Annotated in this window: 25 protein-coding genes and 1 pseudogene; 16 read left to right on the plus strand and 10 right to left on the minus strand. The window is 71.5% G+C overall.

Features of this window, described 5'->3' with window-relative positions; all coding sequences use genetic code 11:
* Positions 1-61 precede the first annotated feature (61 nt).
* From ACIPJY_RS14350 to ACIPJY_RS14375, 6 genes and pseudogenes are all read left to right on the plus strand, one after another.
* Positions 62-469: pseudogene (locus ACIPJY_RS14350) on the plus strand (type II CAAX prenyl endopeptidase Rce1 family protein); the annotation flags it as partial.
* A 50-nt stretch (positions 470-519) separates the two neighbouring features.
* Positions 520-888 (plus strand): VOC family protein, encoded by a 369-nt coding sequence (locus ACIPJY_RS14355; protein WP_400468209.1) that lies wholly within the window; start codon positions 520-522, stop codon positions 886-888.
* A 12-nt stretch (positions 889-900) separates the two neighbouring features.
* Positions 901-1,755 (plus strand): phosphotransferase, encoded by an 855-nt coding sequence (locus ACIPJY_RS14360; protein WP_400461124.1) that lies wholly within the window; start codon positions 901-903, stop codon positions 1,753-1,755.
* An 83-nt stretch (positions 1,756-1,838) separates the two neighbouring features.
* A complete protein-coding gene (locus tag ACIPJY_RS14365; RefSeq protein ID WP_400461122.1) occupies positions 1,839-3,575 on the plus strand; it encodes a long-chain fatty acid--CoA ligase in 1,737 nt (578 codons plus the stop codon).
* Entirely contained in the window at positions 3,572-4,057 is a 486-nt protein-coding gene (locus tag ACIPJY_RS14370) for a nucleoside deaminase (protein ID WP_400461120.1), read from the plus strand. Before ACIPJY_RS14365 ends, ACIPJY_RS14370 begins: the two co-directional genes overlap by 4 nt.
* A 1-nt stretch (position 4,058) precedes the next feature.
* On the plus strand, positions 4,059-5,039 hold the full coding sequence (locus ACIPJY_RS14375; RefSeq protein WP_400468211.1) for an alpha/beta fold hydrolase: 981 nt from the start codon (positions 4,059-4,061) through the stop codon (positions 5,037-5,039).
* A gap of 4 nt (positions 5,040-5,043) precedes the next feature.
* Here the strand turns inward: ACIPJY_RS14375 and ACIPJY_RS14380 are convergent, their stop codons facing one another.
* The 4 genes from ACIPJY_RS14380 to ACIPJY_RS14395 are packed head-to-tail and all read right to left on the minus strand — an operon-like array spanning position 5,044 to position 7,217.
* Positions 5,044-5,553: an AAA family ATPase gene (locus ACIPJY_RS14380; RefSeq protein ID WP_400461116.1), complete on the minus strand. Its 510-nt coding sequence runs from the start codon at positions 5,551-5,553 to the stop codon at positions 5,044-5,046.
* Between the two features lie 3 nt (positions 5,554-5,556).
* Positions 5,557-6,102: a YbaK/EbsC family protein gene (locus tag ACIPJY_RS14385; RefSeq protein WP_400461114.1), complete on the minus strand. Its 546-nt coding sequence runs from the start codon at positions 6,100-6,102 to the stop codon at positions 5,557-5,559.
* Between the two features lie 9 nt (positions 6,103-6,111).
* Entirely contained in the window at positions 6,112-6,768 is a 657-nt protein-coding gene (locus ACIPJY_RS14390; protein ID WP_400461112.1) for a hypothetical protein, read from the minus strand.
* On the minus strand, positions 6,660-7,217 hold the full coding sequence (locus tag ACIPJY_RS14395; RefSeq protein WP_400461110.1) for a hypothetical protein: 558 nt from the start codon (positions 7,215-7,217) through the stop codon (positions 6,660-6,662). The genes ACIPJY_RS14390 and ACIPJY_RS14395 overlap by 109 nt, the downstream gene beginning before the upstream one ends.
* A 79-nt stretch (positions 7,218-7,296) precedes the next feature.
* On the opposite strand from ACIPJY_RS14395, the gene ACIPJY_RS14400 reads away from it, so the two are divergent.
* Positions 7,297-7,968: a CatA-like O-acetyltransferase gene (locus ACIPJY_RS14400; protein WP_400461108.1), complete on the plus strand. Its 672-nt coding sequence runs from the start codon at positions 7,297-7,299 to the stop codon at positions 7,966-7,968.
* 77 nt (positions 7,969-8,045) lie between these two features.
* On the opposite strand, the gene ACIPJY_RS14405 is transcribed toward ACIPJY_RS14400, so the two are convergent.
* The 3 genes from ACIPJY_RS14405 to ACIPJY_RS14415 are packed head-to-tail and all read right to left on the minus strand — an operon-like array spanning position 8,046 to position 11,615.
* Entirely contained in the window at positions 8,046-9,680 is a 1,635-nt protein-coding gene (locus tag ACIPJY_RS14405; RefSeq protein WP_400461106.1) for a hypothetical protein, read from the minus strand.
* A 4-nt stretch (positions 9,681-9,684) separates the two neighbouring features.
* Positions 9,685-10,620 (minus strand): carbohydrate ABC transporter permease, encoded by a 936-nt coding sequence (locus tag ACIPJY_RS14410; RefSeq protein WP_400461104.1) that lies wholly within the window; start codon positions 10,618-10,620, stop codon positions 9,685-9,687.
* Positions 10,617-11,615 (minus strand): ABC transporter permease, encoded by a 999-nt coding sequence (locus ACIPJY_RS14415; protein WP_400461102.1) that lies wholly within the window; start codon positions 11,613-11,615, stop codon positions 10,617-10,619. Before ACIPJY_RS14415 ends, ACIPJY_RS14410 begins: the two co-directional genes overlap by 4 nt.
* A 151-nt stretch (positions 11,616-11,766) precedes the next feature.
* Here ACIPJY_RS14415 and ACIPJY_RS14420 point away from each other — a divergent pair, with 151 nt between their 5' ends.
* Genes ACIPJY_RS14420 through ACIPJY_RS14430 form a run of 3 tightly spaced genes read left to right on the plus strand, consistent with a single transcriptional unit; the run spans position 11,767 to position 13,991 of the window.
* Positions 11,767-12,498 (plus strand): class I SAM-dependent methyltransferase, encoded by a 732-nt coding sequence (locus ACIPJY_RS14420; RefSeq protein ID WP_400461100.1) that lies wholly within the window; start codon positions 11,767-11,769, stop codon positions 12,496-12,498.
* A 21-nt stretch (positions 12,499-12,519) separates the two neighbouring features.
* The gene (locus ACIPJY_RS14425) at positions 12,520-13,548 is read left to right on the plus strand and encodes a LacI family DNA-binding transcriptional regulator (protein ID WP_400461098.1); all 1,029 of its coding nucleotides are present in this window, start codon (positions 12,520-12,522) and stop codon (positions 13,546-13,548) included.
* Positions 13,549-13,604: 56 nt separating this feature from the next.
* Positions 13,605-13,991 (plus strand): VOC family protein, encoded by a 387-nt coding sequence (locus ACIPJY_RS14430; protein WP_400461096.1) that lies wholly within the window; start codon positions 13,605-13,607, stop codon positions 13,989-13,991.
* Positions 13,992-14,173: 182 nt separating this feature from the next.
* Here the strand turns inward: ACIPJY_RS14430 and ACIPJY_RS14435 are convergent, their stop codons facing one another.
* Entirely contained in the window at positions 14,174-14,890 is a 717-nt protein-coding gene (locus ACIPJY_RS14435) for an esterase/lipase family protein (protein WP_400461094.1), read from the minus strand.
* A gap of 102 nt (positions 14,891-14,992) precedes the next feature.
* Between ACIPJY_RS14435 and ACIPJY_RS14440 the strand changes: the two genes are divergently transcribed.
* The 3 genes from ACIPJY_RS14440 (at position 14,993) to ACIPJY_RS14450 (ending at position 17,584) form a co-directional block, all read left to right on the plus strand.
* Positions 14,993-15,616, plus strand: a complete 624-nt coding sequence (locus tag ACIPJY_RS14440; RefSeq protein ID WP_400461092.1) for a hypothetical protein — start codon at positions 14,993-14,995, stop codon at positions 15,614-15,616.
* Between the two features lie 16 nt (positions 15,617-15,632).
* Positions 15,633-16,181: a dihydrofolate reductase family protein gene (locus tag ACIPJY_RS14445; RefSeq protein ID WP_400461090.1), complete on the plus strand. Its 549-nt coding sequence runs from the start codon at positions 15,633-15,635 to the stop codon at positions 16,179-16,181.
* Positions 16,182-16,285: 104 nt separating this feature from the next.
* A complete protein-coding gene (locus tag ACIPJY_RS14450) occupies positions 16,286-17,584 on the plus strand; it encodes an NAD(P)/FAD-dependent oxidoreductase (RefSeq protein ID WP_400461088.1) in 1,299 nt (432 codons plus the stop codon).
* 45 nt (positions 17,585-17,629) lie between these two features.
* Here the strand turns inward: ACIPJY_RS14450 and ACIPJY_RS14455 are convergent, their stop codons facing one another.
* Positions 17,630-18,535 carry an SDR family oxidoreductase gene (locus ACIPJY_RS14455; RefSeq protein WP_400461086.1) on the minus strand — a complete coding sequence of 302 codons (906 nt, stop codon included), beginning with the start codon at positions 18,533-18,535 and terminating at the stop codon, positions 17,630-17,632.
* A 99-nt stretch (positions 18,536-18,634) separates the two neighbouring features.
* Between ACIPJY_RS14455 and ACIPJY_RS14460 the strand changes: the two genes are divergently transcribed.
* The 3 genes from ACIPJY_RS14460 to ACIPJY_RS14470 all read left to right on the plus strand — a co-directional run bounded on the left by ACIPJY_RS14460 (position 18,635) and on the right by ACIPJY_RS14470 (position 21,649).
* Positions 18,635-19,210, plus strand: a complete 576-nt coding sequence (locus ACIPJY_RS14460; protein WP_400461085.1) for a TetR/AcrR family transcriptional regulator — start codon at positions 18,635-18,637, stop codon at positions 19,208-19,210.
* 64 nt (positions 19,211-19,274) lie between these two features.
* Positions 19,275-20,474: an acyltransferase family protein gene (locus ACIPJY_RS14465; protein WP_400461084.1), complete on the plus strand. Its 1,200-nt coding sequence runs from the start codon at positions 19,275-19,277 to the stop codon at positions 20,472-20,474.
* The gene (locus ACIPJY_RS14470; RefSeq protein ID WP_400461083.1) at positions 20,474-21,649 is read left to right on the plus strand and encodes an FAD-dependent oxidoreductase; all 1,176 of its coding nucleotides are present in this window, start codon (positions 20,474-20,476) and stop codon (positions 21,647-21,649) included. The genes ACIPJY_RS14465 and ACIPJY_RS14470 overlap by 1 nt, the downstream gene beginning before the upstream one ends.
* A gap of 6 nt (positions 21,650-21,655) precedes the next feature.
* Here ACIPJY_RS14470 and ACIPJY_RS14475 read toward each other — a convergent pair whose 3' ends face one another.
* A complete protein-coding gene (locus ACIPJY_RS14475; RefSeq protein ID WP_400461082.1) occupies positions 21,656-22,510 on the minus strand; it encodes a UbiA family prenyltransferase in 855 nt (284 codons plus the stop codon).
* Positions 22,511-22,513 lie beyond the last annotated feature (3 nt).

The raw sequence follows: 22,513 nt of genomic DNA on the forward strand, positions 1-22,513 counted from the left end.
CTTCACCCGGCGGCACTGGTCGCGGATCTTCCAGCGCACGACCGGCCGGGACGTCGGACTGATGGTGCTGTTCGCGATCGCCAACATCATCGTCACCTTCGCCGTCGGGATCATCGTGAAGGCCCTGTTCGGCGCGAACCCGAACACCGTGACGAGCGGCCTGCACGGAGCGGGCGAGATCATCGCCTTCTACGTCGGGACGGCGATCCAGCTCTTCGGCGAGGAACTCTTCACGATCCTGCCGTTCCTGGCCGTCATGTCCCTGTGCCACCGGATCGGACTGACCAGGACCCAGGCGATCCTCATCGCGTGGCTCGCGACGGCCGTCTGGTTCGGTGCGGCGCACCTGCCGACCTACGGGTGGAACGTCGCCCAGGCCTTCCTCATCATCGGCGTCGCCCGCCTCGTGCTGACGCTGGCGTACATCCGGACGAAGAACATCGCCGTCAGCACCGGAGCGCACATCCTGAACGACTGGGTCATCTTCACGACCACGTTGCTCGCAGCGGCGGCCCGACCGTGTTCGGCACCTTCGACGTCCTCGTCCTGGACTGCCCGGACACCCGCGCCCTGGCTCGGTTCTACGCGGAACTCCTCGGCGGCGAGGTCGTCGGCTCCGACGACGACTGGTCCGAGGTCGTGCTGCCCATCGAGGGACACCGTCCCCTCGTCGCCTTCCAGCACGTCGACGACTACCGCGCCCCGGAGTGGCCGGGCCAGGACGTCCCGCAGCAGATGCACATCGACGTGAAGGTGGACGACCTCGACACCGCCGAGGCCGCCGTCCTGGCGATCGGTGCGACGGCGACGGGCTCCGGCACCGACACCTTCCGGGTGTTCCTCGACCCGGCAGGCCACCCGTTCTGCCTGATCCACCCGAACGACTGAGCCGCCGCCCGCGTGTCCGATCTCGTCGACGACGTCGCCCGTGCGACCGGTCTGGCGCTGCGCGATGTCGGCCCGCTGCCGGGCGGCGAGCAGGGTGGTGCGCTCCTCGTCGAGGACGCCGATCACACCAGGTTCGTGGTCACCACGCAACACGAGCCGTGGAAGGTGGAACGGCTGCTGTCCGCGGCGCCGGTCATGCGCGACGCCGTCGCCCGTGGCTGGCCGGCCGCCGCGTGGTTGCGCACCGGATCGCTGCCGGACGGCGGCGCGTTCGTCCTCCAGGAGTACCTGGATGCCGAACCGATCGAGGGCCTGGACGAGGGCACTGCACTGGCGGTCGTCGCAGCGAACCGACTGCAGCGCGGGATCGGCTCCCCGGGTGCGTTCGACGACTCCGCGCAGCTGCTCGCGGTCCTGACGGACCACCCGTGGCGGACCTCGGTCGCACAGCGGACGCCCACCGGCGCGGCGGTCGTGGAACGCGCGACGCGACTGCACCGAGCGCGCGGGACCGCTACCCTGCCGACCGACGACGTCGTGCACGGCGACGCCACCGCCGGGAACCTGCTCCGGGACCAGAACGGCGCCATCCGGTTCGTGGACACGGAGACCGTGGGCCGCGGCACCCGCGTCCGGGACCTCGCCGACCTGTACCGCCAGGACGCGATCTCGCGGCACCCCGCTCCCGCCGCCGAGCGGGTCCTGGAGGACGAGGCCGTCGCGGTCGCCGGTCCTGCGGTCTTCGCCACGTGCCTCGCCGCGGTGAGCATCGACAACCTGGCCTGGTGGGCGGAACACCGGTCCCCCGCCGACTTCGACCAGATGTGCACCCGCGTCCTCGCGCTCCTCTCCCGCCTGTCCCCCTGACGTGTGCCACGCGCGCTCACCGGCCCGCCAGGGCCCGCACGTATGATCCGAGAGACCAGTCGTCATCGGAGACGGAGGCCGGCATGACCAGCACCCAGACCAGCTCGAGCAGCGCCCCACGCACGACGCGACCGACCGGGGCCACCGCCTCCGTCGCCGCGATCCTCGCCGAGTCCGCCGCGCGGTACCCGGACGACGTCGCGGTGGTGGTCGGGGAGCAGCGGACGACCTACGCCGAGCTCTGGGAACAGACGCTCGCCTACGCCGGGGCGCTCCGGGCGAAGGGTGTCGCCGAGGGGTCACGTGTGGCCATCCTCGTGCCGAACGTCGCCGACTTCCCCCGCGCGTACTACGCGACGCTCGCGCTCGGCGCCGTCGCGGTCCCCGTGCACGCACTGCTGAAGCGCCGCGAGGTCGAGTACGTCCTGCGCGACAGCGGCGCGACCCTGCTCGTGTGCGCTGCACCGCTGCTCGCCGAGGGTGCGGCGGGGGCAGCGCTCGCGGGCGTCGAGGTCGTCACCGTGCTGGCACCGGCGCCGGCCGACGGCGGGACGACCGCCGCGGGTGCCGGCGAGCAGCCCGACGTCCAGCAGGTCCCGGAACGCCTGGAGGACCTCGCGGCCCAGGCGGAGCCCCTCGACACCTACGTCCCCCGCGACCCGTTCGACACCGCGACGATCCTCTACACGAGCGGCACCACCGGCAAGCCGAAGGGCGCGGAGGGCACGCACTTCGCCCTGCTGGAGCAGGTGAACACGAACCTCATGAGCACCTTCGACATGCGTCGCGGCGACGTCCTGCTCGGAGCGCTCCCCCTGTTCCACACCTTCGGCCAGACCTGCACGATGAACACCGGGTTCCGAGCCGGCGCCACGATCGTGATGCTGCCGAAGTTCGACGGCGACTCCGCCCTCGCCGCGATGGTGGAGCACGGCTGCGAGATCTTCATGGGCGTCCCGACGATGTACATGGCATTGCTCGACGCTGCGACCCGCAGCGAAGCCCGACCGGCGCTCCGCTACGCGATCTCCGGCGGTGCCTCTCTGCCGCTCGCGGTGCTCGAACGGTTCCAGAGCGTCTACGACGCACCGATCCACGAGGGCTACGGCCTCACCGAGACCTCCCCCGTCGCGACGTTCAACCACGTCGGTCGTCCGCCGCACCCCGGCACGATCGGCACACCCATCTGGGGCGTCGACGTCGAGATCGCCGACGCCGAGACGCACGACGCGATCGTGCTCCTGCCGCACGGTGAGATCGGCGAACTCGTGATCCGCGGCCACAACCTGATGAAGGGCTACCTGGACCGCCCCGACGACACCGCCGAGGCGATCGTCGACGGCTGGTTCCGCACAGGCGACCTCGGCACGAAGGACGACGAGGGGTACATCACGATCGTCGACCGGACGAAGGACATGATCATCCGGAACGGCTACAACGTGTACCCACGTCAGGTCGAAGAGATCCTCGCGACCCACCCCGACGTCACCATGGCGGCCGTGTTCGGCGTCCCGCACGAGGTGCACGGGCAGGAGATCGAGGCCGCGGTGGTCCTGCGTCCCGACGCGACCGTCACCCCGGAAGCACTCGTCCAGTTCGTCGCCGACGAGATCGCGGCCTACAAGTTCCCCCGCGTCGTGCACGTCCTCGATGCGCTCCCGCTCGGCCCGAGCGGGAAGGTCCTGAAGCGCGACCTCGTCGCCCGCTTCGCCCAGCAGGAGCAGGAGCAGGAGCAGGAGCCGGAGCCGGAGCAACCCACCGTGAGCACCCAGCAGGAGCAACCAACCGAGAGCACCCAGCAGGAGCCGGCCACCGCATGAGCCCGACCGAGACCGACACCCGGTTCACCGAGCGCGTCGTCGCCCGTGCCCTCCAGAACGTCCGCGAGGGCGGCAAGCCCTTCGCCTGCCTGATCGTCCGCGACGGCAAGGTCGTCGTCGAGGCGGCGAACCTGGTCAGCCAGTCCGGCGACCCGACGGCGCACGCCGAGATCACGGCGATCCGCACCGCTGCCGAGATGGGCATCACCGACCTCACCGGCCTCGACGTCTACGTGACCGCCTACCCGTGCCCGATGTGTCTGGGCGCGTTGTACTACGCGCAGCCGGCGCGCGTCGTCTTCGCCGTGACCCGCGACCAGGAGTCCGAGCACTACGAGGACGGCAACCGGCTGATGCGGCTCGACACCTTCTACGGCGAGTACACGAAGCCCGCACACGAGCGGGCACTGCCCGCTGAGCAGGTCTCCACCGAGGACCCGACGCTGCCGTTCCGGCAGTGGACCGCCCTCCATGCCGACTGACGTGACGCATCCCCACCCGGAGCCGTACCGCACGACGACGATCGCGACCGACGTCGGCGCCTCGCTGTACGTCGAGGAGAGCGGCACGCCCGACGGCGTCCCGGCGCTGTGGCTGCACGGCGGCCCCGGCGGGTCGCTCGGGTCCGGCTGGTACCGGACGCACTTCGACCCGGCGCGCTACCGCCTCGTCGGCATCGACCAGCGCGGGAGCGGCCGCAGCACGCCGAACGTCCTCGACGCCCGCGAGCGGCTGGCCGAGCACACCACCCAGCGACTCATCGCCGACATCGAACAGGTCCGCCAGGCACTCGGCATCGAGTCGTGGGTCGTCGCGGGCGTCTCCTGGGGGACGACCCTCGCCCTCGCCTACGCGCTGGAACACCGCGACCGGGTCCGGGCGCTCGCACTCCTGGCGGTCACGACGACCAGCCGCGACGAGGTGGACTGGATCACCGAGGGCATCGGTCGGGTCTTCCCCGAGGACTGGGACCGGTTCGAGCGGGCGTCGCGCCGCGCCCCCGGCGAGCGGGTCGTCGACGCGTACGCGCGCCGGTTGGCCGGCGACGACGCGGCGGACCGCGCCCTCGCCGCCGCGGAGTGGGACCGCTGGGAGAGCGTCCACGTCTCCCTCGACGCTCCGGGGAGCCGGGGGCTGGGTCACACCGGCCTGGAGGCTCGGGAAGCGTTCGCCACGCTCGTCACCCGGTACTGGGCGAACGACGGGTTCCTGGCGGGCGATCGAGCGATCGCGGCGCGGATCGGGGAACTCGCCGGACTCCCTGCCGCACTCGTCCACGGACGTCGCGACGTCAGCGGGCCGGCGATCACGCCGTGGCGGCTGCACCGAGGATGGCCGGCGAGCACGCTGACGATCGTCGAGGACGAGGCCCACGGTGGCCCGGGCGAGAGCGCAGCACTGACCGCGGCGCTCGACCGCTTCGCCGGACTGGACGGCTTCGCGGCCCTGGCATCCGACCGGTGACGAGCTAGTCCACGTTCGGTTCGAGCAGCCACGACACGACGGCGTCGAGCCCCGGCCGGTACCCGTCCGTCGTGTCGACCTCGAGCACCGGGACGCCGAGGTGGAGCGGCTCGGCCACCCGCGGCAGGTTCTGGAGCGTCCGCGCGTTCAGCGCCTGGTCGTGTCCCCGGGCGACGAACCGGCCGTGCGCGAGGGACGTCGTGCAGTGCACGTTCCGCACCGTCCCGGCGGGTTCGAGGAGCTCCCGTACCTCGGCTTCGGACTGGTCCCGGTAGAGCGTCGCTTCCGCGATCACGCTGCACCCGGCGCCGGCGTACGCAGCGGTGGCGGTCCAGAACAGCCGGACGCCGTGCGGCACGACCTCGTCGCGCGACCACGAGCCGCCCGCCATCAGCCCAGCGTAGAGCTCGTCCCGGTGCACCTGCGGCCAGCCGAGCTCCGCGGCGAGCGCCGCAGCGAGCGTCGTCTTCCCACTGCCGGGGGCACCGCTCAGGAGTGCGATCGTGGCCGACACCGCTCAGTCCTCGATCGCGGTGGCGAGCCCCTCGACCACCTGGACGTGGGGCAGCGCGGCCAGCACGGCCCCGGGCAGGAACAGCTTCGCGCCGCGGATGCCGGCGCCGATGACGACCTCCGGCATGTCCCGGACCCGGGCGTCGACGTAGACGGGCCACGCGGACGGGAGCCCGATCGGCGTGATCCCGCCGTACTCCATCCCGGTCAGAGCGACGGCGTCCGTCATCGGCGCGAAGCTCGCCTTCCGCGCCCCGAGCAGCTGCTTCACGGTCCGGTTTACGTCGAGACGGGTGGACGCGAGGACGATGCACGCGGCGTGGGTGACGACGTCCCCGCGCTTGCCGGCGACCACGATGCAGTTCGCCCCGCCGGAGACCGGGTACCCGTACGCCTCGGAGAACGCCGCGGTGTCGGCGAGGTCAGCATCGATCGGCGACACCTCGATCCGCTCGACCACGTCGGGCGGCAGCGCGGCGACGGCGTCGGCGACCGGAACGGCGAGGAGCTCGACGGCTCCGGCAGCGGGGACTCGGTGCAGGCTCGGCATCGCACCACCTTACGAGGGGCTTCTCCTCAGCACCGGTGACCATCGTTCGGGGCCCAGCACCGTGATGGCGAGCCACGGATCGCCCGTGTCCACCGCCGTGAACCAGGACGTGCCCCAGGTGATCCGGTGACCGCGCGCGGGCCGCCCTTCGAGTGTCAGCTCGGCTCCGCCCCGAGGAGACTCACACAGTCGGCGCTCGGACTCTCGCTCGACGGAGCGCATCACGTCCTCGTCGATCGAGTCGCCGCGGAGCACCCCCTGCATGAACTCGCGGGCGGCCCGCTCGAGTGCGGCGATCGGGTCGTCCCCCGGCTTGATCAGCTCGGTGCGGACACGGGGCCAGTACCACGCCGTACCCCGTTGATTTGCGTCGTGGTCGAAGGCGAAGACATCGACGTACTCGATCACACCGTCCACGTCGTAGTGCCCGACCCCGGCAGGTTCGAACCGCTCGGATGTCTCCGGTACCGCGACCGCGTGGCCGAACCGGCGCTCCACTGCGCGCAGCTGCTCCCGGTCGAACGGCAGGTACCGCGCAGGATCGACCGTCCCTCCGCTCACTTCCACGTGGGATTCCCCAGCGAGCAGATCATGCCCCACGACGTGAGTACGCTGCCAGACGCCATCATCGAGGTGATGCTGCCCGCTTGGCTGATCGACTTCCACCCCGAGTTCCACGATGACGAGATCGGTGCAAGGCCAGAGTTGTTGTCAGCGCGCACGGAGTTCGAGGTCGACACCGTGACGCTCCAGGTGTGCGACACCGGCGCGCCCCATGCCGGCGAGATCACGTAGGCGGTGCTGTACTTCCGGCTCGTTGGGTTCCCTGCCACGGTCGAGGTTCCACAGTTCCCGACGGAAGTACCCCGGTGACCACCCCGCTGCACCTCGCCGTCGCGAACGGTGAGGGTCCGCCCGGAAGGCAGCGTCACGATTTCCTGACCGTCGCCCGCATCCCGAACGGTTGCACCGGCAGCACGTGCAATGTCGAGGTCGATGGCCTGGATGGACAACGGTTCGACTGCGTCGGCAACCGCCGCAGCGGGTTCGGCGGTCACGACGGTGCTCGTCACCACGACGGTGAGTGCGGCGACTGCCGAGAGCGACTTCTTCATGTGGCCTCCTTGGTCGACTCGATTGCAGAACATCACACATCACACAAGGGGTCCGGCGGAAGGGGTGCAGGATGGGCCCATGACGACAACCCCGGCACCGACGCCGATCGACCTCGACACCTGGCCGCGCCGAGAACACTTCGAGCACTACCGCGACACCGTCCCGTGCCGGTACGAGCTCACCGTGCAGGTCGACGTCACCGCGTTCGTCGCCGAGCTCCGTCGGACGGGTCGTCGTACGTACGCGTCGCAGATCTGGGCGTTGGCCACCGCGGTCAACCGCCACCGTGAGTTCCGGATGACCCTGCTGCCCGACCGCTCCCCCGCCGCATGGGACGTCGTGCACCCGGCCTTCACCGTGTTCAACCCCGAGCGCGAGACGTTCTGCGCCGTGTTCGTGCCCTACGACGAGGACTTCGGCGCGTTCCACGACGCGGCGGTGGACGCGCTCGCCACGTACCGCTCGGCCACCACGATGTTCCCCCAGCAGCCGCGCCCGGCGAACCTGTTCGACGTGTCGACGATCCCGTGGGCGTCGTTCTCGGGGTTCTCGCTGCAGGTCCACGAGGGCTGGGACCACCTGTTGCCGATCGTCACCATGGGTGGGCACCACGACGACGGCGGTCGCACCCTGCTCCCGCTGTCCGTGCAGGTGCACCACGCGGCAGCGGACGGCTTCCACACGACGAGGCTGCTCCGCGACGTCGAGGCGCTGTTCGCGGACCCGACCTGGCTCGCGACGCCCCGCTGAGCGAGCACCACACCACCGGGCGAGCACGACACCACCGAGCGAGCACCACACCACCGGGCGAGCGCCGAACCGCGACGTCAGGACCCAGCGCGCGCAGCCAGCGCCTCCTCGAACTCGCTCCGCATCGCGTCCCCGCCCCGGCGACGCCACTCGCGGACGACCCCCTTCCAGGAGCTCACCGGCGCACGGCCGAGCAGCACGTCGTTGATCGCGTTCGTCGCGTACGTGCCGACGGCCGGTCCCTTCGTCGAGTTCGTCGGCGAGTAGAGACCGTACGTGGGGTTCGTGATCCCGTCGTCGAGCCAGGAGGCGAGCGACTCGTACACGGTGTCGGTCATCTCCGGGAACCCGGAGTAGAAGAGCGGCAGCGGGCACTCGGTAAAGTACTGCAGCGGGAACTCACCCAGGGCGGTCTCGCTGTTGCCGGTCTTGGTCAGGACGGGCGCGCCGTCGCGGTACTCGAAGTCACGCCCCTCGATGCCGAACTTGCGGTACATCCACGCCTCGGTGCCGAACGGCGACGCACACCAATTCAGCACGTCGAGCACCATCCGGATGCGGTCCTCGCTGCCCGCGGCGAGCGCCGTGATCGCGTTGTTCGGGTCACCGAGCCAGGGCTTCGGCTTCGCTCCGGACGGCCCGACGAACGGCGCCTGCGTCATCGCGAAGCCGCTGCCGGGCTCCGCCTGCTGCAGCAGCCCGGGGATGGCGCTGTAGCTGTCCTGCAGCATCACCGCAGAGCCCTGCACGAACCAGACCTTGCCGTTGTAGGCCGTGACGCTGTCGGGGTGCACGAGTCCGTCGGCGAGGAGCTTCCGCGAGACCTCGAGCATGTCCTGGTAGGCGCCGACCTCGTACATGTGCGTCAGCTTCCCGCCCTGTTCGTCCCACTGGTTCGGGACGCCGAGCATCGACGCGAGGATGTTCGTCGGGACGGAACCGAGCGCCCACCGGTTCCGGTTCTGGTCGGTGAGCTCGCGGCAGAGCGCGGTGAACTCGTCGACGGATCTGAAGGACGGGTCGACGCCGAGCCGCTCGAAGAGGTCCTGCCGACGGTGCAGCACGCCGGTCGTGAGCGGGCCGCGCGGCACCGGGACGCCGTAGATGCCGCCGGAGAAGACCGTGCCGCGCCACGATGCGGTGGGCAGGTTCGCCAGGTACGGCCACTCGCGGATGCCGCTGCCGGAGAGGTACTCGGTGAGGTTCTGCGCCTTGGCCTCGAGGAACTGCGGCAGGTAGGAGAACGTCCCGAACACCGTGAACACGTCGCCGAGGGTGTCGCCGGCGACCTGCGTGGCGAACTTGTTGCCCCAGTCGGCGTTCGGCGTGATCGTCAGGTCGAGGTCGACACCCATCCGCTCGTCGAGCCCCTGCCAGTACGGGTTGCTCCCCTTCGCGGGCGGGACGGGCGAGTTGGTCGGGACACTGCCGTGCAGGGTGGACCCGTCGCCGGGGACCTTCGCGGTCTTCACCAGGCTGCCCGGGATCTTCCGGAACGCGCTCGGCATGAGCGCACTCGTCTTCGGCAGGACCGGTTCCGGTCCGCCGGTCCACGGGACGTAGTCCGGCAGCGCGACGGCCTTGTTGATCGCCTTCACGTCCGTCGATCGGGTCACGGTGTCACAACCGGCCAGGAGGCTCGTGGCCGCGATCCCGAGACCGCCGGCGATGAGCGCGCGGCGGCTCAGCTGCCATGGTGCGTTGGTGGTCATGGGTTCAGCCCTTCACGGCGCCGGTCAGGACACCCTTGGCGAAGTGCCGCTGCAGGAACGGGTAGACGATGAGGATGGGGACGATGGACACGACGAGGATCGCCATCTGGATCGATGCCTGCGGGGGCAGCGCGTCCGAACTGGTGCCGAGGTCGGCGCCACCGAGCTGCGCGTTGTTGATCACGTAGGTGCGGAGCACGAGCTGCAGGGGCCACTTCGCGGTGTCGTTGATGTACAGCAGCGCGTTGAAGAACGCGTTCCAGTAGCCCACCGCGTAGAACAGGCCGATCACCGCGAGGACGGCCTTCGACAGGGGCAGCACGATCCGCAGGAAGACGCCGAAGTCCCCGGCGCCGTCGATGCGGGCGCTCTCGACGAGCTCCTTCGGGATCGCCATGAAGAACGAGCGCATCACGATGACGTTGAACGCGCTGAGGGCGGTCGGCAGGATGAGCGCCCAGTACGAGTCGAGCAGCCCGAACTCCTTCACGACCAGGTAGTTCGGGATGAGCCCAGGGGCGAACAGCAGGCTGACGAGCACCAGGCTGAGCACGACGCCGTGACCGTACGACCCGGGGCGGCTGAGCGCGTAGGCCAGCATCGCGGTGACGAACAGGCTGATCAGGGTGCCGACGACGGTGATGCCGATGCTGACGACCAGGGCGCGGGTGACGACGCCGCCGGCGAAGATGCTCTCGTAGGCGCCGAAGTCCAGTCCGGTCGGCCACATCACGAACCCGCCGGCGCCGTTCACCTGGCTCGACGGGGCGACGCTCGTGGACACGATGCCGAGGAAGGGCAGCAGCACGACCAGGCAGATGACGAGCAGCACGAAGCCGGTGAGCAGGCGACCGGGGAGCGGTGCCACATCGGGGCCGCCGTGCCGGTGCTTCCGGCGCTGCTCGGTCGGCGGGACGGTGACGCTGTGCGTGGCGGTCATCGGGTCTCCTTCTGGTAGACGCCCGCTTCACCGAAGACGTGCGCGACCTTGTTGGCGCCGAGGACGAGCAGCACGCCCACCACGCCCTTGACGAGTCCGACGGCAGCGGCGACGCCCCACTGACCGCCGAGCACGCCGTTGTTGTAGACGTAGGTGTCGAGGACCTCGCTGGCGGCGCGTCCGACCGAGGCCTGTTGCAGCAGGATCTGCTCGAACCCGACGGTGAGCGAGTCCCCGAGCCGGAGGATCAGCAGCAGGATGATGATCCCGCGCATCCCGGGCAGGGTGACGTGCCAGAGCTGCCGCCACCGGCTCGCACCGTCCACCTTCGCGGCCTCGTACAGGCTCGTGTCGATCTGGCTGAGCACCGCGAGGAACAGGATCGTCGCCCAGCCGGTGTCCTTCCAGATCACCTGACTGGTGAGCAGCGCGATGAAGCCGTGCGGGTTGCCGAGGAAGTCGATCGCCGTGCCACCCGACGCCCGGATGGCGTTGTTGATCAGCCCCGAGCCGCCGAGGATCTGCTGGAACACCGCGACGACGATCACCCACGACAGGAAGTGCGGCAGGTAGAGGATCGACTGCACGACCTGCTTGATCCGGTCGGAGAGCAGCGAGTTGAGCATCAGCGCCAGGACGATCGGCGCGGGGAACACGAACACGACCTGCACGAGGGTGATCACGAGGGTGTTGCGGAGCGCTCCGAGGAACTCCGGGTCGCCGTTGAACACCACCGCGAAGTTCTCGAACCCGACCCAGGGGCTGCGGCCGAGCGGGACGAACGGCAGGTACTCCTGGAACGCGATGAGGTTCCCGAGGAGGGGCAGGTACTGGAACGCCAGGAGCAGGGCGACTCCGGGCAGTCCCATCCAGAGCAGCACCCGGTCGCGGCGGATGCGTTCCCATGCCGTCCGGCGCCGGTGGACCGTGGACGGGGGCGACGTCCCGTCGGTCGGTGTCGCCGCTGGTCGCACGCGGTCGTCGAGCTTCGTCACTCCTGGCCTCCTCCGTTGGATTCCTGGTGTGACCCTGACGGGGATGGCAACGTATGGCAACCCGTTGCCATCCGTTTCCATCGTTGTAGCGACTTGTAGCGATCCAGTGACCGCTCACCCGCACCCGGACGCTCGGTGGCAGGCTGGTCGCATGACCTTCGAGCAGCACGCACACTCGTTCGGAGCCGCGGCGGACGCGTACGAGCGGGGCCGCCCCGGGTACCCGGCCGCGGTGGCGGAGTGGTTGGCACCCGAGCCGGTGGCGCGAGCGGTCGACGTCGGAGCCGGCACCGGGAAGTTCACACGCACGCTGCTGCCCCGGGCGTCCGAGGTGACGGCGGTCGAGCCCGACGCCGCGATGCGGGCACGGTTGACCGACGCGCTGCCCGGGGTCTCGGTGCTCGACGGCTCCGGCGAGGCGATCCCGCTCGCGGACGCTGCCGCCGACCTCGTCACGTTCGCGCAGTCCTGGCACTGGGTGGACCCGACGGCCGGCGCACACGAGGTCGCCCGCGTGCTGCGCCCCGGAGGCGTCCTCGGCCTTGTCTGGAACATCCGCGACGAGACCCTGCCGTGGTCGGCGCGGCTCGGGGAACTCCTCACCCGCCCGGAGTCCCGGATCACCCAGTACGACCACCCGCTCGTCGGCGAGCCCTTCGACGCCGTCGAGTACCGGACGTTCCCCTGGGTGCACGAGCAGTCCCGGTCGGACTTCCTCGACATGGTGGCATCGCGGAGCTACGTGATCGTGATGCCGTCCGATGCCCGGGCGGCACTGCTCCGCGACGTCGATGAGCTGCTCGACACGGCACCGGAGACCGCCGGCCGCTCAACGGTACCCGTGCCGTACGTCACGCACGTGCACCGGTACGTGCGTCCCTGACCGCCGCGCTACGGTTGCTCCATGCGTGCGACCGTGCGGGACGTCGCGGCCCTCGCCGGGGTCTCGCCGAAGACCGTCTCCAACGTCATCAACGGCGGCGTGGTCGTGCGCCCGGACACCCGGGAACGCGTCGAGCGGGCGCTCGAACAACTCGACTACGTGCCGAACCTCTCCGCTCGCGGCCTGCGGAACGGCCGCTCGGGAGCGATCGCGCTGACCCTGCCGGAGATGAGCAGCGCGTACTCCGCCGAACTCGCGCGCTGGTTCGTCGAGCTCGCCCGTGACCGCGACTGGGTGGTGCAGCTCGACCAGACCGCGAACGACCCGGAACGCGAGCGACAGCTGGTCTCCCGGGCGCGGGCGCACCTGGTCGACGGCCTCGTGCTCAACCCGGTGTCGTTGAGCGCCAGCGTCCTGGCCTCCACCGCGGGGCTGCCGCCGACCGTCGTCATCGGCGAGGTCGAGCCCGAGCACGTCGACCAGGTGCACGTCGACAGCCGGGCCGCGGCGCACGAGGTCACGACGTACCTGCTCGACCGCGGGCACCGGCGCATCGCCGCGATCGGCGCCCCGGACATGGCCGCCGACCGGACCCGGGTCACGGCGACGAGCGAACTGCGGGTGCGCGGGTACGAGTCCGCGCTCCTCGACGCCGGACTGCCACTCGACCCGGCACTCCGGATCCCGCTGACGGGTTGGTCGACCGGCGATGCGGCGACCGCGTTCGCCGACTGGCTCGACACGCTCGGCGACGACCCGCTGCCCGACGCGGTCTTCGCGTTCACGGACTCGATCGCGTTCGGCGTGCTGCACGTCCTGGCGGCCAGGGGCATCCGCGTGCCGGACCAGGTCAGCGTGGTCGGGTTCGACGACATCGACGGGGCCGCGTACGCCATCCCCGCACTGACGACGGTGGCCTTCGACCGCCGGGCCTTCGCGGACGCCGCGCTCGACCTGCTCACGGCCCGTATCGCCGACCGCGACGCTCCCCCGTCGACCGTCGTGATCCCGCACCGCATCGTCGAGCGCGCGAGCGTCGGCCGCCGCTGACCCCCGCACGCCGACCCGCCGCACGATGGCGCGGCCGCGGGCGTACGCTCCGCGGCATGACCGCCACCGACCCGTCGATGCCGACGCTCGCCGCCACCGTGCTCCAGTCCCCGTCGCCGCTCGAGCTCGCCCGGTTCTACGGCGCGCTGACCGGCTGGACCGTGTACGAGGACGACCCGACCTGGGCGCGCATCCGCCCCGAGGACGGCCCGGGGCTCTCGGTGCAGTTCGAACCGGAGTGGGTCCCACCGACGTGGCCCGGGACGAAGGACGCCCCGGGCATGCAGCTGCACCTCGACTTCCAGGTCGAGGACCTGCCGGCAGCGGTCGCGCGTGCGGAGTCCCTCGGCGCGACGCAGGCCGAGTACCAGCCGCAGGACGACGTCCGGGTGCTGCTCGACCCCGACGGGCACCCCTTCTGCCTGTTCCTCCCCGGAGCCTGACCCTCGCACCGCGCGAGGGGGCACCCGCACTGGGCCGGAGCCTGACCCTCGCACCGTGCGAGGGGGCACCCGCAGTGTGCGGCCTCCCGGACAGTGTGCGAGGCCCCGCGCGCCGCACACTGTCCGGAACCTCGCACACTGCGGGCGCGCGGGCGCGCGGGCGCGGCCCGGGCGCGGGCGCGTCAGCGCGGGGCGGCCGCGGCGAGCACCGCGTCGCGGGCCCTGGCGTCCGCCAGGATCCGGAAGTGGCCGCCGACGGGCACCCGCACGTTCGAGGCCCCGGTGAGCGCACTGCCCCCGGGGATGAGCGTGTCGAAGACCCCGTAGACGGAGGTGATCCGGGCGTTCGCCTCGCGCTCCCGACCGAGCGCCGACAGCACCGGGTCCGTCGCGCGGAACGCCCGCAGGTGCGGCACGGGCGCCAGGTTCGCGTAGGCGGAACCGCCGAACGGGGTCGACACGGCGACCATCCGGTCGATCCTGCCGTCGTGGTCGAGCTGCGTCATCGCGTACTTCCCGATCAGCCCGCCCTTGCTGTGCGCCACGACGAGGACGCTGCGCAGGTCGTGGTCCTCGAGGTACGCCATCACGTCCGCCGCCGACTCCGGGACCGGCCGGAGGTTGTGCCGCAAGACCGCGACCACGTGCACGGGGTGCCCTCGGTCGTGCAGCGCGTCCATCAGCGGGCGCATGAAGTGCCAGGTCTCGTAGACGCCCGGGATCACCACGACGGGCTGCCCGTCCCCGGTCCGGTAGTCGTCGGCGGTGGTCGGCCCGAGGCTCCGGACCTGCCAGAGCGCGGCGTAGAACCAGTCGACCACGGCCCACCACGCCCGCCGGAGGAGTCCCACCCGGACGGGTGCTCCGTCTCCACCGACCGGCTCCACGAGTGCACCCACACCTCGACCGTACGCACCGGCGGCTGGTGGCCACCGTCCATTCGCAGCGGGACGGCAGCGTCGTCATCGTCTGTCCATAGACAGACGCGCTGGACTGCGTCCATGAGTGAGAACCAGCACGAGCAGGCCACGGCCGCCGAGCCGACTCCGACGGACACGACGAGCGGGTGGGCAGCGGCACCGGCGCCGTCGTCGACCACCACCGCGACCGCCGAGCCGGCGGCCGCGCACGACCAGTACGGACAGTACGGACAGCAGTACGACCAGTACGGACAGCAGTCCCAGCAGTCCCAGTACGAGCAGCACCAGTGGGGCCAGCCGTCCTCCCGCGCAGACACCGGCGCCTGGAACGGGCAGCCGTCCGCCGCGGCCGGACCGACCGCCTGGTACGGCAACGCGGCGCCGTACGGACAGCGCGCCGGCAAGCCGAGGCCGCCGTGGTTCTGGCCCGTGATCGCGGTGGCGGTCGGGCTGGCCGCGCTCCTGGCGGGCGGCGGTGCCGGTTTCGCGATCGGGCATGCCATCGGTGCGCACCAGAGCCAGTCGACGACGCAGGTGCCGGGGAACGGCACCGGCGGCTTCCCCGGCGGGACGGGCGGGATGGGCGGGACGAACGGTGGGACGAACGGCGGCACCAACCAGCTGCCGGGCCAGGGCAGCGGAACCGGAACCGGAACCGGAACCGGAACCGGAACCGGGACGAGCGGTTCCGGTTCGAACAGCTGAGCGCTACCCTCCGAGCATGCGCAAGGTGACGGCAGGGCTGTTCACGTCGGTCGACGGCGTCGTGCAGGACCCGTTCAAGTTCCAGTACGACAGCTTCGACGACGAGCTCGGTGCCGGGATGGGGGCGTTCATGGCCCGCACCGACACCGTGCTCCTCGGCCGGAACAGCTACTTGGAGTGGGCCGAGTGGTGGCCGGCCCACCCCGATGACCCGTTCGGGCAGTGGATCAACCCGATCGAGAAGCACGTGGCGTCGACCACGCTCGGCGACGACCTCGCGTGGCAGAACACCACCAGGATCCCGGGTGACGTCCACGACTTCGTCCGGGAGCTCAAGCAGCGGGACGGTGCCGACATCGCGGTGTGCGGGAGCATCACCCTCGTCCGCAGCCTGCTCTTCGCCGGCCTGTTGGACGAGCTGCAGCTGATGGTCCACCCGGCCATCGCGGGCGGAGGCCGGAAGCTCTTCGAGTCGACCGACCCGGCCACGCGCCTGCGTCTGGTCGACTCGACGGTGACGAGCAAGGGGAACGTCGTGAGCACCTACGGGCTGCGCGCCGACTGACGGGGCCGAGCCGGGCCTCCCGTCCGGAACGGCCGTGGACCGACGGACGCCGGAACCGGCGTACCGTTGGGGGTGCCGTTCACCGCACAACCCCGGAGCTCACCATGCCGCAGGACACCCGCCCGCACGTCGTCATCGTCGGGGGTGGATTCGCCGGCGTCGCCGCCATGCGGGAGCTCGCGGACGCCCCGGTCCGGGTCACCCTCGTCGACCGCCACGTCTACAACATGTTCCAGCCGCTCATGTACCAGGTGGCGACCGGCGGTCTGAACGCCGGCGACGTGACGTACTTCCTGCGGAGCCTGCGCGCCCGACAGGACAACGCGGAGTTCCGGCACGGCCTGCTCACCGGCATCGACTCCGTCGCGAAGGTCGCCGAGATGTCGGACGGCGAGCACCTGCACTACGACCAGCTGATCCTGGCGAACGGCGTGAACACGAGCTACTTCGGCACGCCCGGAGCGTACGAGTACGCGTACTCGATGTACTCGCGCTCGCAGGCCCTCCGCATCCGCGACGAGCTGTTCACCCGGCTCGAGGAAGCCGCGGCGAACCAGGGTCCCGACGAGATCAAGATCGTCATCGTGGGCGGCGGCGCGACCGGCGTCGAGATGGCCGGCGCGCTCGCGGAGCTCCGCGACCAGGCACTCGAGGGCGCGTACCCGGAGATCCTCCGCGGCAACATCACCATCACGCTCGTGCACCGGAGCGGCGAGCTGCTGAAGCCATTCGCCCCGCGACTGCGTCGGTACGCGGCGAAGGTGCTGCGGAAGCGCGGCGTGATCCTGCGCCTGAACACCGGCGTCTCCGAGGTCCGCCAGGACGGCGTGATGACCGCGAGCGGGGAGTTCATCCCGGCCTCGCAGGTCATCTGGGCGACCGGCGTGGCCGCCCACAAAGAGGTCTCGAACTGGGGCATGCCGCAGACGAACGGTGGCCGCATCAAGGTGAACGACGACCTCAGCGTGCAGGGCGTCGACGGCATCTGGGCGGCCGGGGACATCGCCGCACAAGACGACGCCCTCGCCCAGCTCGCCCAGCCGGCGCTGCAGGGCGGCAAGCACATCGCGAAGCAGATCGTCCGGGTGCTCGAGGGCAAGCCGACCGAGCACCTGAAGTACCACGACAAGGGCACGATGGCGACGATCGGCACGAACGCCGCGGTCGCACAGCTGCGCGGCGGCATCACGATGGTCGGGCCGGTGGCCTGGGCGGCGTGGGTCGCGGTGCACATCGCGTCGCTGCTCGGCAACGGGAACCGGCTCTCGACGCTGTCGCACTTCTTCGTGCGCTACCTGTGGTTCATGCGGAAGCGCTCGATCCCGATCGTGGGCGACGTCCGTCCGGTGCGCCCGAACGGCGACCGCGAGCCGGAGCCCTGGCAGATGCAGAAGGCCGAGTAGGCCGAGCAGGTCCCGCCAGGGTCCGGTCGCGGGCGTCGGCGGCTGCTACGCGACGCGCACGTCGAAGTACGCGCCCGCGGCGATGTCCTCGGCGAGGGTCGGTCCGGTGGGCTCCCAGCCCAGGAGCTCCCGCGTCGCCGTGGAGTCGCCGGACATCTCCATGCCGAAGAACTGCCCGATGAAGCCGAAGTGCTCGACGGCATCGGCCGGGTCGACCGAGGTCACCGGCAGCCCGAGTCCCTCACCGATGGCCTCGGCGATGGACCGGGTCGAGACGGCCGTCTCGGCGGTGGCGTGCATGCGGGTGCCGGCGGGAGCGCCCTCCAGCCCGAGTCGCACGAGTCGTGCGGCGTCGGAGCGGTGCACAGCCGACCAGTTGTTCGTGCCCTCACCGACGTAGGCCGAGACGCCGTGCCGCTGCGCAGCGGCCACGATGAGCGCGATGAAGCCGTGGTCACCGGCGCCGTGCACGGTCGGGGCGAACCGGGCGGCGATGGAGCGCACGCCCTGGTCGACGAAGTCGAGGGCACGGTTCTCGCTGCCGCCGCGCATGGCGTCCGGGCCGACGAACGGGTTCGGGTCGGTCTCCAGCGCCGGGCGGTCCCCGGCGAGCCCGGCGATCCCGGATGCGACGACGAACGGGCGATCGGTGCCGACGAGCGCGGTGCCGATGGTCTCGACCGCGGCACGCTCCGCCGCGTTCGTGGCGGCGGGGTTCGCCCAGTCGTGCTTGTTGGCGAGGTGCACGACACCCTCGGCGTCCTCGGCCCCGTGACGGATCGCGTCGAGGTCGTCGAGGTCCCCGCGGATCACGGTGGCGCCGGCTGCCTGGACCGCGGCGGCGGAGGCGTCCGAGCGAGCGAGCCCGGTGACCTGGTGTCCGGCGGCGACGAGCTCGTCGACGGTGGCGGAGCCGATCCAGCCGGATGCTCCGGTGACGAATACGCGCATGGTGTGTCCTTCCTGACGCACTGTCGGTGACGAGTGATGTCATCAACTGACATCACTGTACACCTCGATGTCAGCCGCTGTCATCAGTAGACTCTCCCCATGGCCCGATGGCAACCAGGAACACGCGAGCGACTGCAGGCCGTCGCGCTGCGGCTGTTCGCCGAGCAGGGGTTCGAGCGCACGACGGTCGTCGAGATCGCGGCCGCAGCCGAGGTCACGGAGCGCACCTTCTTCCGGCACTTCGCCGACAAGCGCGAGGTGCTGTTCGCCGGGCAGGACGACTTCCTCGCGCTGTTCATCGACCCGATCACCGCGGCTCCGGCGGACACGGCGCCGTTCGAGCTCATCGCCCGGTCACTCGCCGCGGCCGGCGACTACTTCCCCGACGACCGACGACCGTTCTCCCGGATGCGTCAGACGATCATCGACGCCGAGCCGTCCCTGGGCGAACGCGAACTCGGCAAGCTCGCCACGCTGAAGATGCGGCTCGGCGAGGTCCTGCGGGACCGCGGCGTCCCCGAACCCGCGGCGACCCTGGCGGCCGAGACGGGGGTGACGGTGTTCCACCTGTCCTTCCAGCAGTGGATCGCCCCCGCCGAGGACCGGTCGCTCGCTGCCATCGCCCGCGAGCGTCTCGACGCCCTGACGAGCCTGGTCGCGCCGACCCGACACTGAGGCCGTTCATGGCGAACCGGAGCATCCTGGCAGTCCCAGGAACCCGGAGCGCCAGGGAGGCGACTTGTCGACGACCACCACCCTCGACCGTCGCGCGAGCCCGACGACGGCCCCGGCCGGGTCGACGGCCACCGCACCCGCGACACCGCTCGCCCGACGCGCCACGGCGCTCGACGGCCTGCGCACCGTCGCCATCGCGATCGTCATGCTCTACCACCTGCACGTCACCGGCTTCGAGGGCGGCTTCATCGGGGTCACGGTCTTCTTCGTGCTCTCCGGCTTCCTGATCACCACGCTGCTCCTCGGCGAGCGCCGACGCACCGGACGCGTGCGCCTCGGCCGGTTCTGGGGGAAGCGCCTGCTGCGGCTCTACCCCGCGCTCCTGGTGATGGTCGTGGCGGGCCTGGCCCTGTGGTCGTGGGTCGGCGACTACAAGGGTGCGACGTTCTCGGCGAGCGAGGCCGCCTTCATCGCGCTGAGCTACACCGGCAACCTGTTCCGCTCGTTCTGGGACACCACGCAGGGCGTCTTCGCGCACACGTGGAGCCTGTCGATGGAGGAGCAGTTCTACCTGGTCTGGCCACCGGTCCTGGTGCTGCTGTTCGCGGTCCGGGCACGACGCCGGCTCCTGGTGGCGGGCCTCGGTGTGCTGATCGTCGGCGCACCGGTCGCCTCGTGGGCGAGCTACCGGACCCCGCACGGCGGCTCGACGCCGGACGTGTACTTCTCCCCCGTGCTCGGCGTCGTGCCGCTCGCGACCGGGTGCCTGCTGGCGCTGCTGCTCGACGACGAGCGCGTGCGGCGCTGGGCGGCGGGCGTCGCCGGGCACGTCGGCACCTGGGTCGGGATCGGGCTGCTGGCGGCCGTGCAGTTCTGGATCGACGACGACTGGACGCAGCACGCCTGGACGTTCGGCTTCCTGCTGCCCGCGACGGGCATCGTCTCGGCGGTCCTCATCGGCGGTCTGGTCTCGGTCCGGAGCCCGGTGTCGATCGCGCTCTCCTGGACGCCGATGGCCTGGTTCGGCCGTCGTGTCTCGTACTCCGCGTACCTCTGGCACCCGCTCGTGATCGCCCTGCTCGGCACCGTCGCCGGTGGGCTGTTCGGCGACTGGGCCTGGGCGTGGCTGCTGGGTGCCGCGGTGCTCGTCGCCGTCGGTGCGGCCTACGCGGTCGAGGTGCCGGTCGAACGGCTCCGCCGTCGCTTCCGGGAGGCCAGGCACCTGTTGGCAGCGGAGCGTTCCGCCGCGCGGACGTCCGGGTGATGCGCGGGGCGCCGCGCGCAGCGCGGACCGACGTGCTGGTCGTCGGTGGCGGCCCCGTCGGCGTCTTCCTCGGCGCGCTCCTCGCGCACGCGGGCGTCGACGTCCAGGTGTGGGAGCGGCGGACCGCCGCACCGGCTGGCTCGCGGGCCATCGGCATCCACCCGCCGTCGTTGGACGCGTTCGCCGCGATCGACGCGGCCGCGCCGGTCCTGGCCGAGGCGGCGCTGGTGCACCGCGGCGTGGCGCAGAGCCGCGGACGGGTGCTCGGCACGCTGTCGTTCGACCGCGCATCGGACACGCACCCGTACGTGGCCACCCTCGACCAGCACCGCACGGAGCGGATCCTGCGGGAGCGTCTCGCCGCTGCCGCTCCCGATGCGCTCCGGACCGGGGTCGCCCTGACGGCGCTCGAGCGGAGCCGGGACCACGTCGACGCGGTCGGCACCGGGCCAGACGGCGAACCGGTCACGGCGCGTGCGTCCTTCGTCGTGGGTGCGGACGGCGCTCGGAGCACCGTGCGGGACCTGCTCGCGATCGGGACCACCGGGCGGGACTACCCGGACCGCTACGTGATGGGCGACTTCGCGGACCCGGAGCCCTGGTCGGCGCGGTCCTCGGCGCTGGTCGACGTGGGGCCGGACGGGGTCGTGGAGTCCTTCCCGCTGCCGGACGGGCGTCGCCGGTACGTCGCACTCGTCGGACGCGGGGACACGGCCGACGACGAGGTCGATGCCGCCACGCTCGCGCGGACGATCCGGGAGCGGACGGGTGCGCGGGTCGACGCGGACACCTGCACGATGCTCAGCGGGTTCCGGGTCCGGCGGCGCGAGGCCGTCCGGGTCGGCGTGGGTCGGGTCGTCCTGGTCGGGGACGCGGCGCACGAGATCAGCCCGATCGGCGGACAGGGCATGAACCTCGGGTGGCTCGACGCCGCCGAGCTCGCACCCCTGCTTGCCGATGGCGTCCGGACCGGCAGCGCCGGACCGTGGCCGGCGTACGCCCGCCGCCGGCAGGCGGCTGCCCGCAGGGCGGCGCGTCAGGCGGAGGCCAACATGGCGCTCGGTGGGCGTGCGCCGGGGCCGACCCAGCTGGGTCGTGAGGTGCTGTTGCGGACGGTGCTGGGCCTCCCGTCCGCGGACGCGCTCGCGCGCCTGTACGCGATGCGGTGGGCCTGACCCGCGTCAGGCGACCAGGCGGGCGCCGGCCAGACCGAGTTCGACGACCAGGACGAGGGACGACACGATGACCAGGCGGAAGAGCGTCCTGGTCGGCGGCCCGGTGAGCACCAGGCGCACGCCGAGCGCGGCCAGCACGACCACGACCACCGTGCCGGCGACCGCCAGGGCCACGCCGACGCCGTGGACCGGTTCGTCCCCGGCGAGCTGCCCGAACAGCACCAGGCCGGCCGCGACGACGAGCGACCCGAACGCCACGATCCCGGACGCGTGCAGGCCGAGCCGGTGGGGGAAGCCGCGGACCCCGGTGGCGGCGTCGTCGACCAGGTCCGGCAACACGTTCGTGCAGTGGATGGCGACGCCGAACACGGCTCCCGTGGCGATCGCCCAGGCCGCCGGCAACTGCTGCCCGGGACCGGCCGAGACCGCGACGACGGGGAGCAGCCCGAAGGCCACCACGAACGGCGCCACCGACCACACCGAGCGCTTGAGCCCGGCGTCGTAGGCCCAGCCCGCGGCCACCAGGACCAGGTGCGCGACCGCGGCGACCGGTCCGAGGAACAGCGAGAGGACCACCGCGACCCCGGCCGTGCCGAACGCGGCGGACCGGACCGTGCCGACCGCGATGAGCCCCTGTGCGACGGGCTTGTCAGACCGTCCGACGGCGCGGTCGCGGTCCGCGTCGATCCAGTCGTTCGCGAGGCCGATCGAGAGCTGCCCGGCGACGACCGTGAGCGCCACGAGGAGCACCAGCCACCACGGGTGACCGACGGCGGCGGCGATCACGGCGGCGAGCACGGTGACCGTGACCGTCGGGCCGGGGTGCGACGACGCGAACAGCAGGCGCACCGGGGACGTCATCCG

The sequence above is a fragment of the Curtobacterium sp. NPDC090223 genome, from assembly GCF_044746585.1.
GTDB lineage: Bacteria > Actinomycetota > Actinomycetes > Actinomycetales > Microbacteriaceae > Curtobacterium.

Coding starts and splice junctions, on each gene's coding strand:
- ACIPJY_RS14445 (WP_400461090.1), top strand. CDS start 15,633: ATGCGCAAGGTGACGGCAGGGCTGTTCACGTCGGTCGACGGCGTCGTG.
- ACIPJY_RS14450 (WP_400461088.1), top strand. CDS start 16,286: ATGCCGCAGGACACCCGCCCGCACGTCGTCATCGTCGGGGGTGGATTC.
- ACIPJY_RS14370 (WP_400461120.1), top strand. CDS start 3,572: ATGAGCCCGACCGAGACCGACACCCGGTTCACCGAGCGCGTCGTCGCC.
- ACIPJY_RS14430 (WP_400461096.1), top strand. CDS start 13,605: ATGACCGCCACCGACCCGTCGATGCCGACGCTCGCCGCCACCGTGCTC.
- ACIPJY_RS14475 (WP_400461082.1), bottom strand. CDS start 22,510: ATGACGTCCCCGGTGCGCCTGCTGTTCGCGTCGTCGCACCCCGGCCCG.
- ACIPJY_RS14400 (WP_400461108.1), top strand. CDS start 7,297: ATGACGACAACCCCGGCACCGACGCCGATCGACCTCGACACCTGGCCG.
- ACIPJY_RS14395 (WP_400461110.1), bottom strand. CDS start 7,217: ATGAAGAAGTCGCTCTCGGCAGTCGCCGCACTCACCGTCGTGGTGACG.
- ACIPJY_RS14460 (WP_400461085.1), top strand. CDS start 18,635: ATGGCCCGATGGCAACCAGGAACACGCGAGCGACTGCAGGCCGTCGCG.
- ACIPJY_RS14410 (WP_400461104.1), bottom strand. CDS start 10,620: ATGACCGCCACGCACAGCGTCACCGTCCCGCCGACCGAGCAGCGCCGG.
- ACIPJY_RS14455 (WP_400461086.1), bottom strand. CDS start 18,535: ATGCGCGTATTCGTCACCGGAGCATCCGGCTGGATCGGCTCCGCCACC.
- ACIPJY_RS14425 (WP_400461098.1), top strand. CDS start 12,520: ATGCGTGCGACCGTGCGGGACGTCGCGGCCCTCGCCGGGGTCTCGCCG.
- ACIPJY_RS14440 (WP_400461092.1), top strand. CDS start 14,993: ATGAGTGAGAACCAGCACGAGCAGGCCACGGCCGCCGAGCCGACTCCG.
- ACIPJY_RS14470 (WP_400461083.1), top strand. CDS start 20,474: ATGCGCGGGGCGCCGCGCGCAGCGCGGACCGACGTGCTGGTCGTCGGT.
- ACIPJY_RS14365 (WP_400461122.1), top strand. CDS start 1,839: ATGACCAGCACCCAGACCAGCTCGAGCAGCGCCCCACGCACGACGCGA.
- ACIPJY_RS14420 (WP_400461100.1), top strand. CDS start 11,767: ATGACCTTCGAGCAGCACGCACACTCGTTCGGAGCCGCGGCGGACGCG.
- ACIPJY_RS14405 (WP_400461106.1), bottom strand. CDS start 9,680: ATGACCACCAACGCACCATGGCAGCTGAGCCGCCGCGCGCTCATCGCC.
- ACIPJY_RS14385 (WP_400461114.1), bottom strand. CDS start 6,102: ATGCCGAGCCTGCACCGAGTCCCCGCTGCCGGAGCCGTCGAGCTCCTC.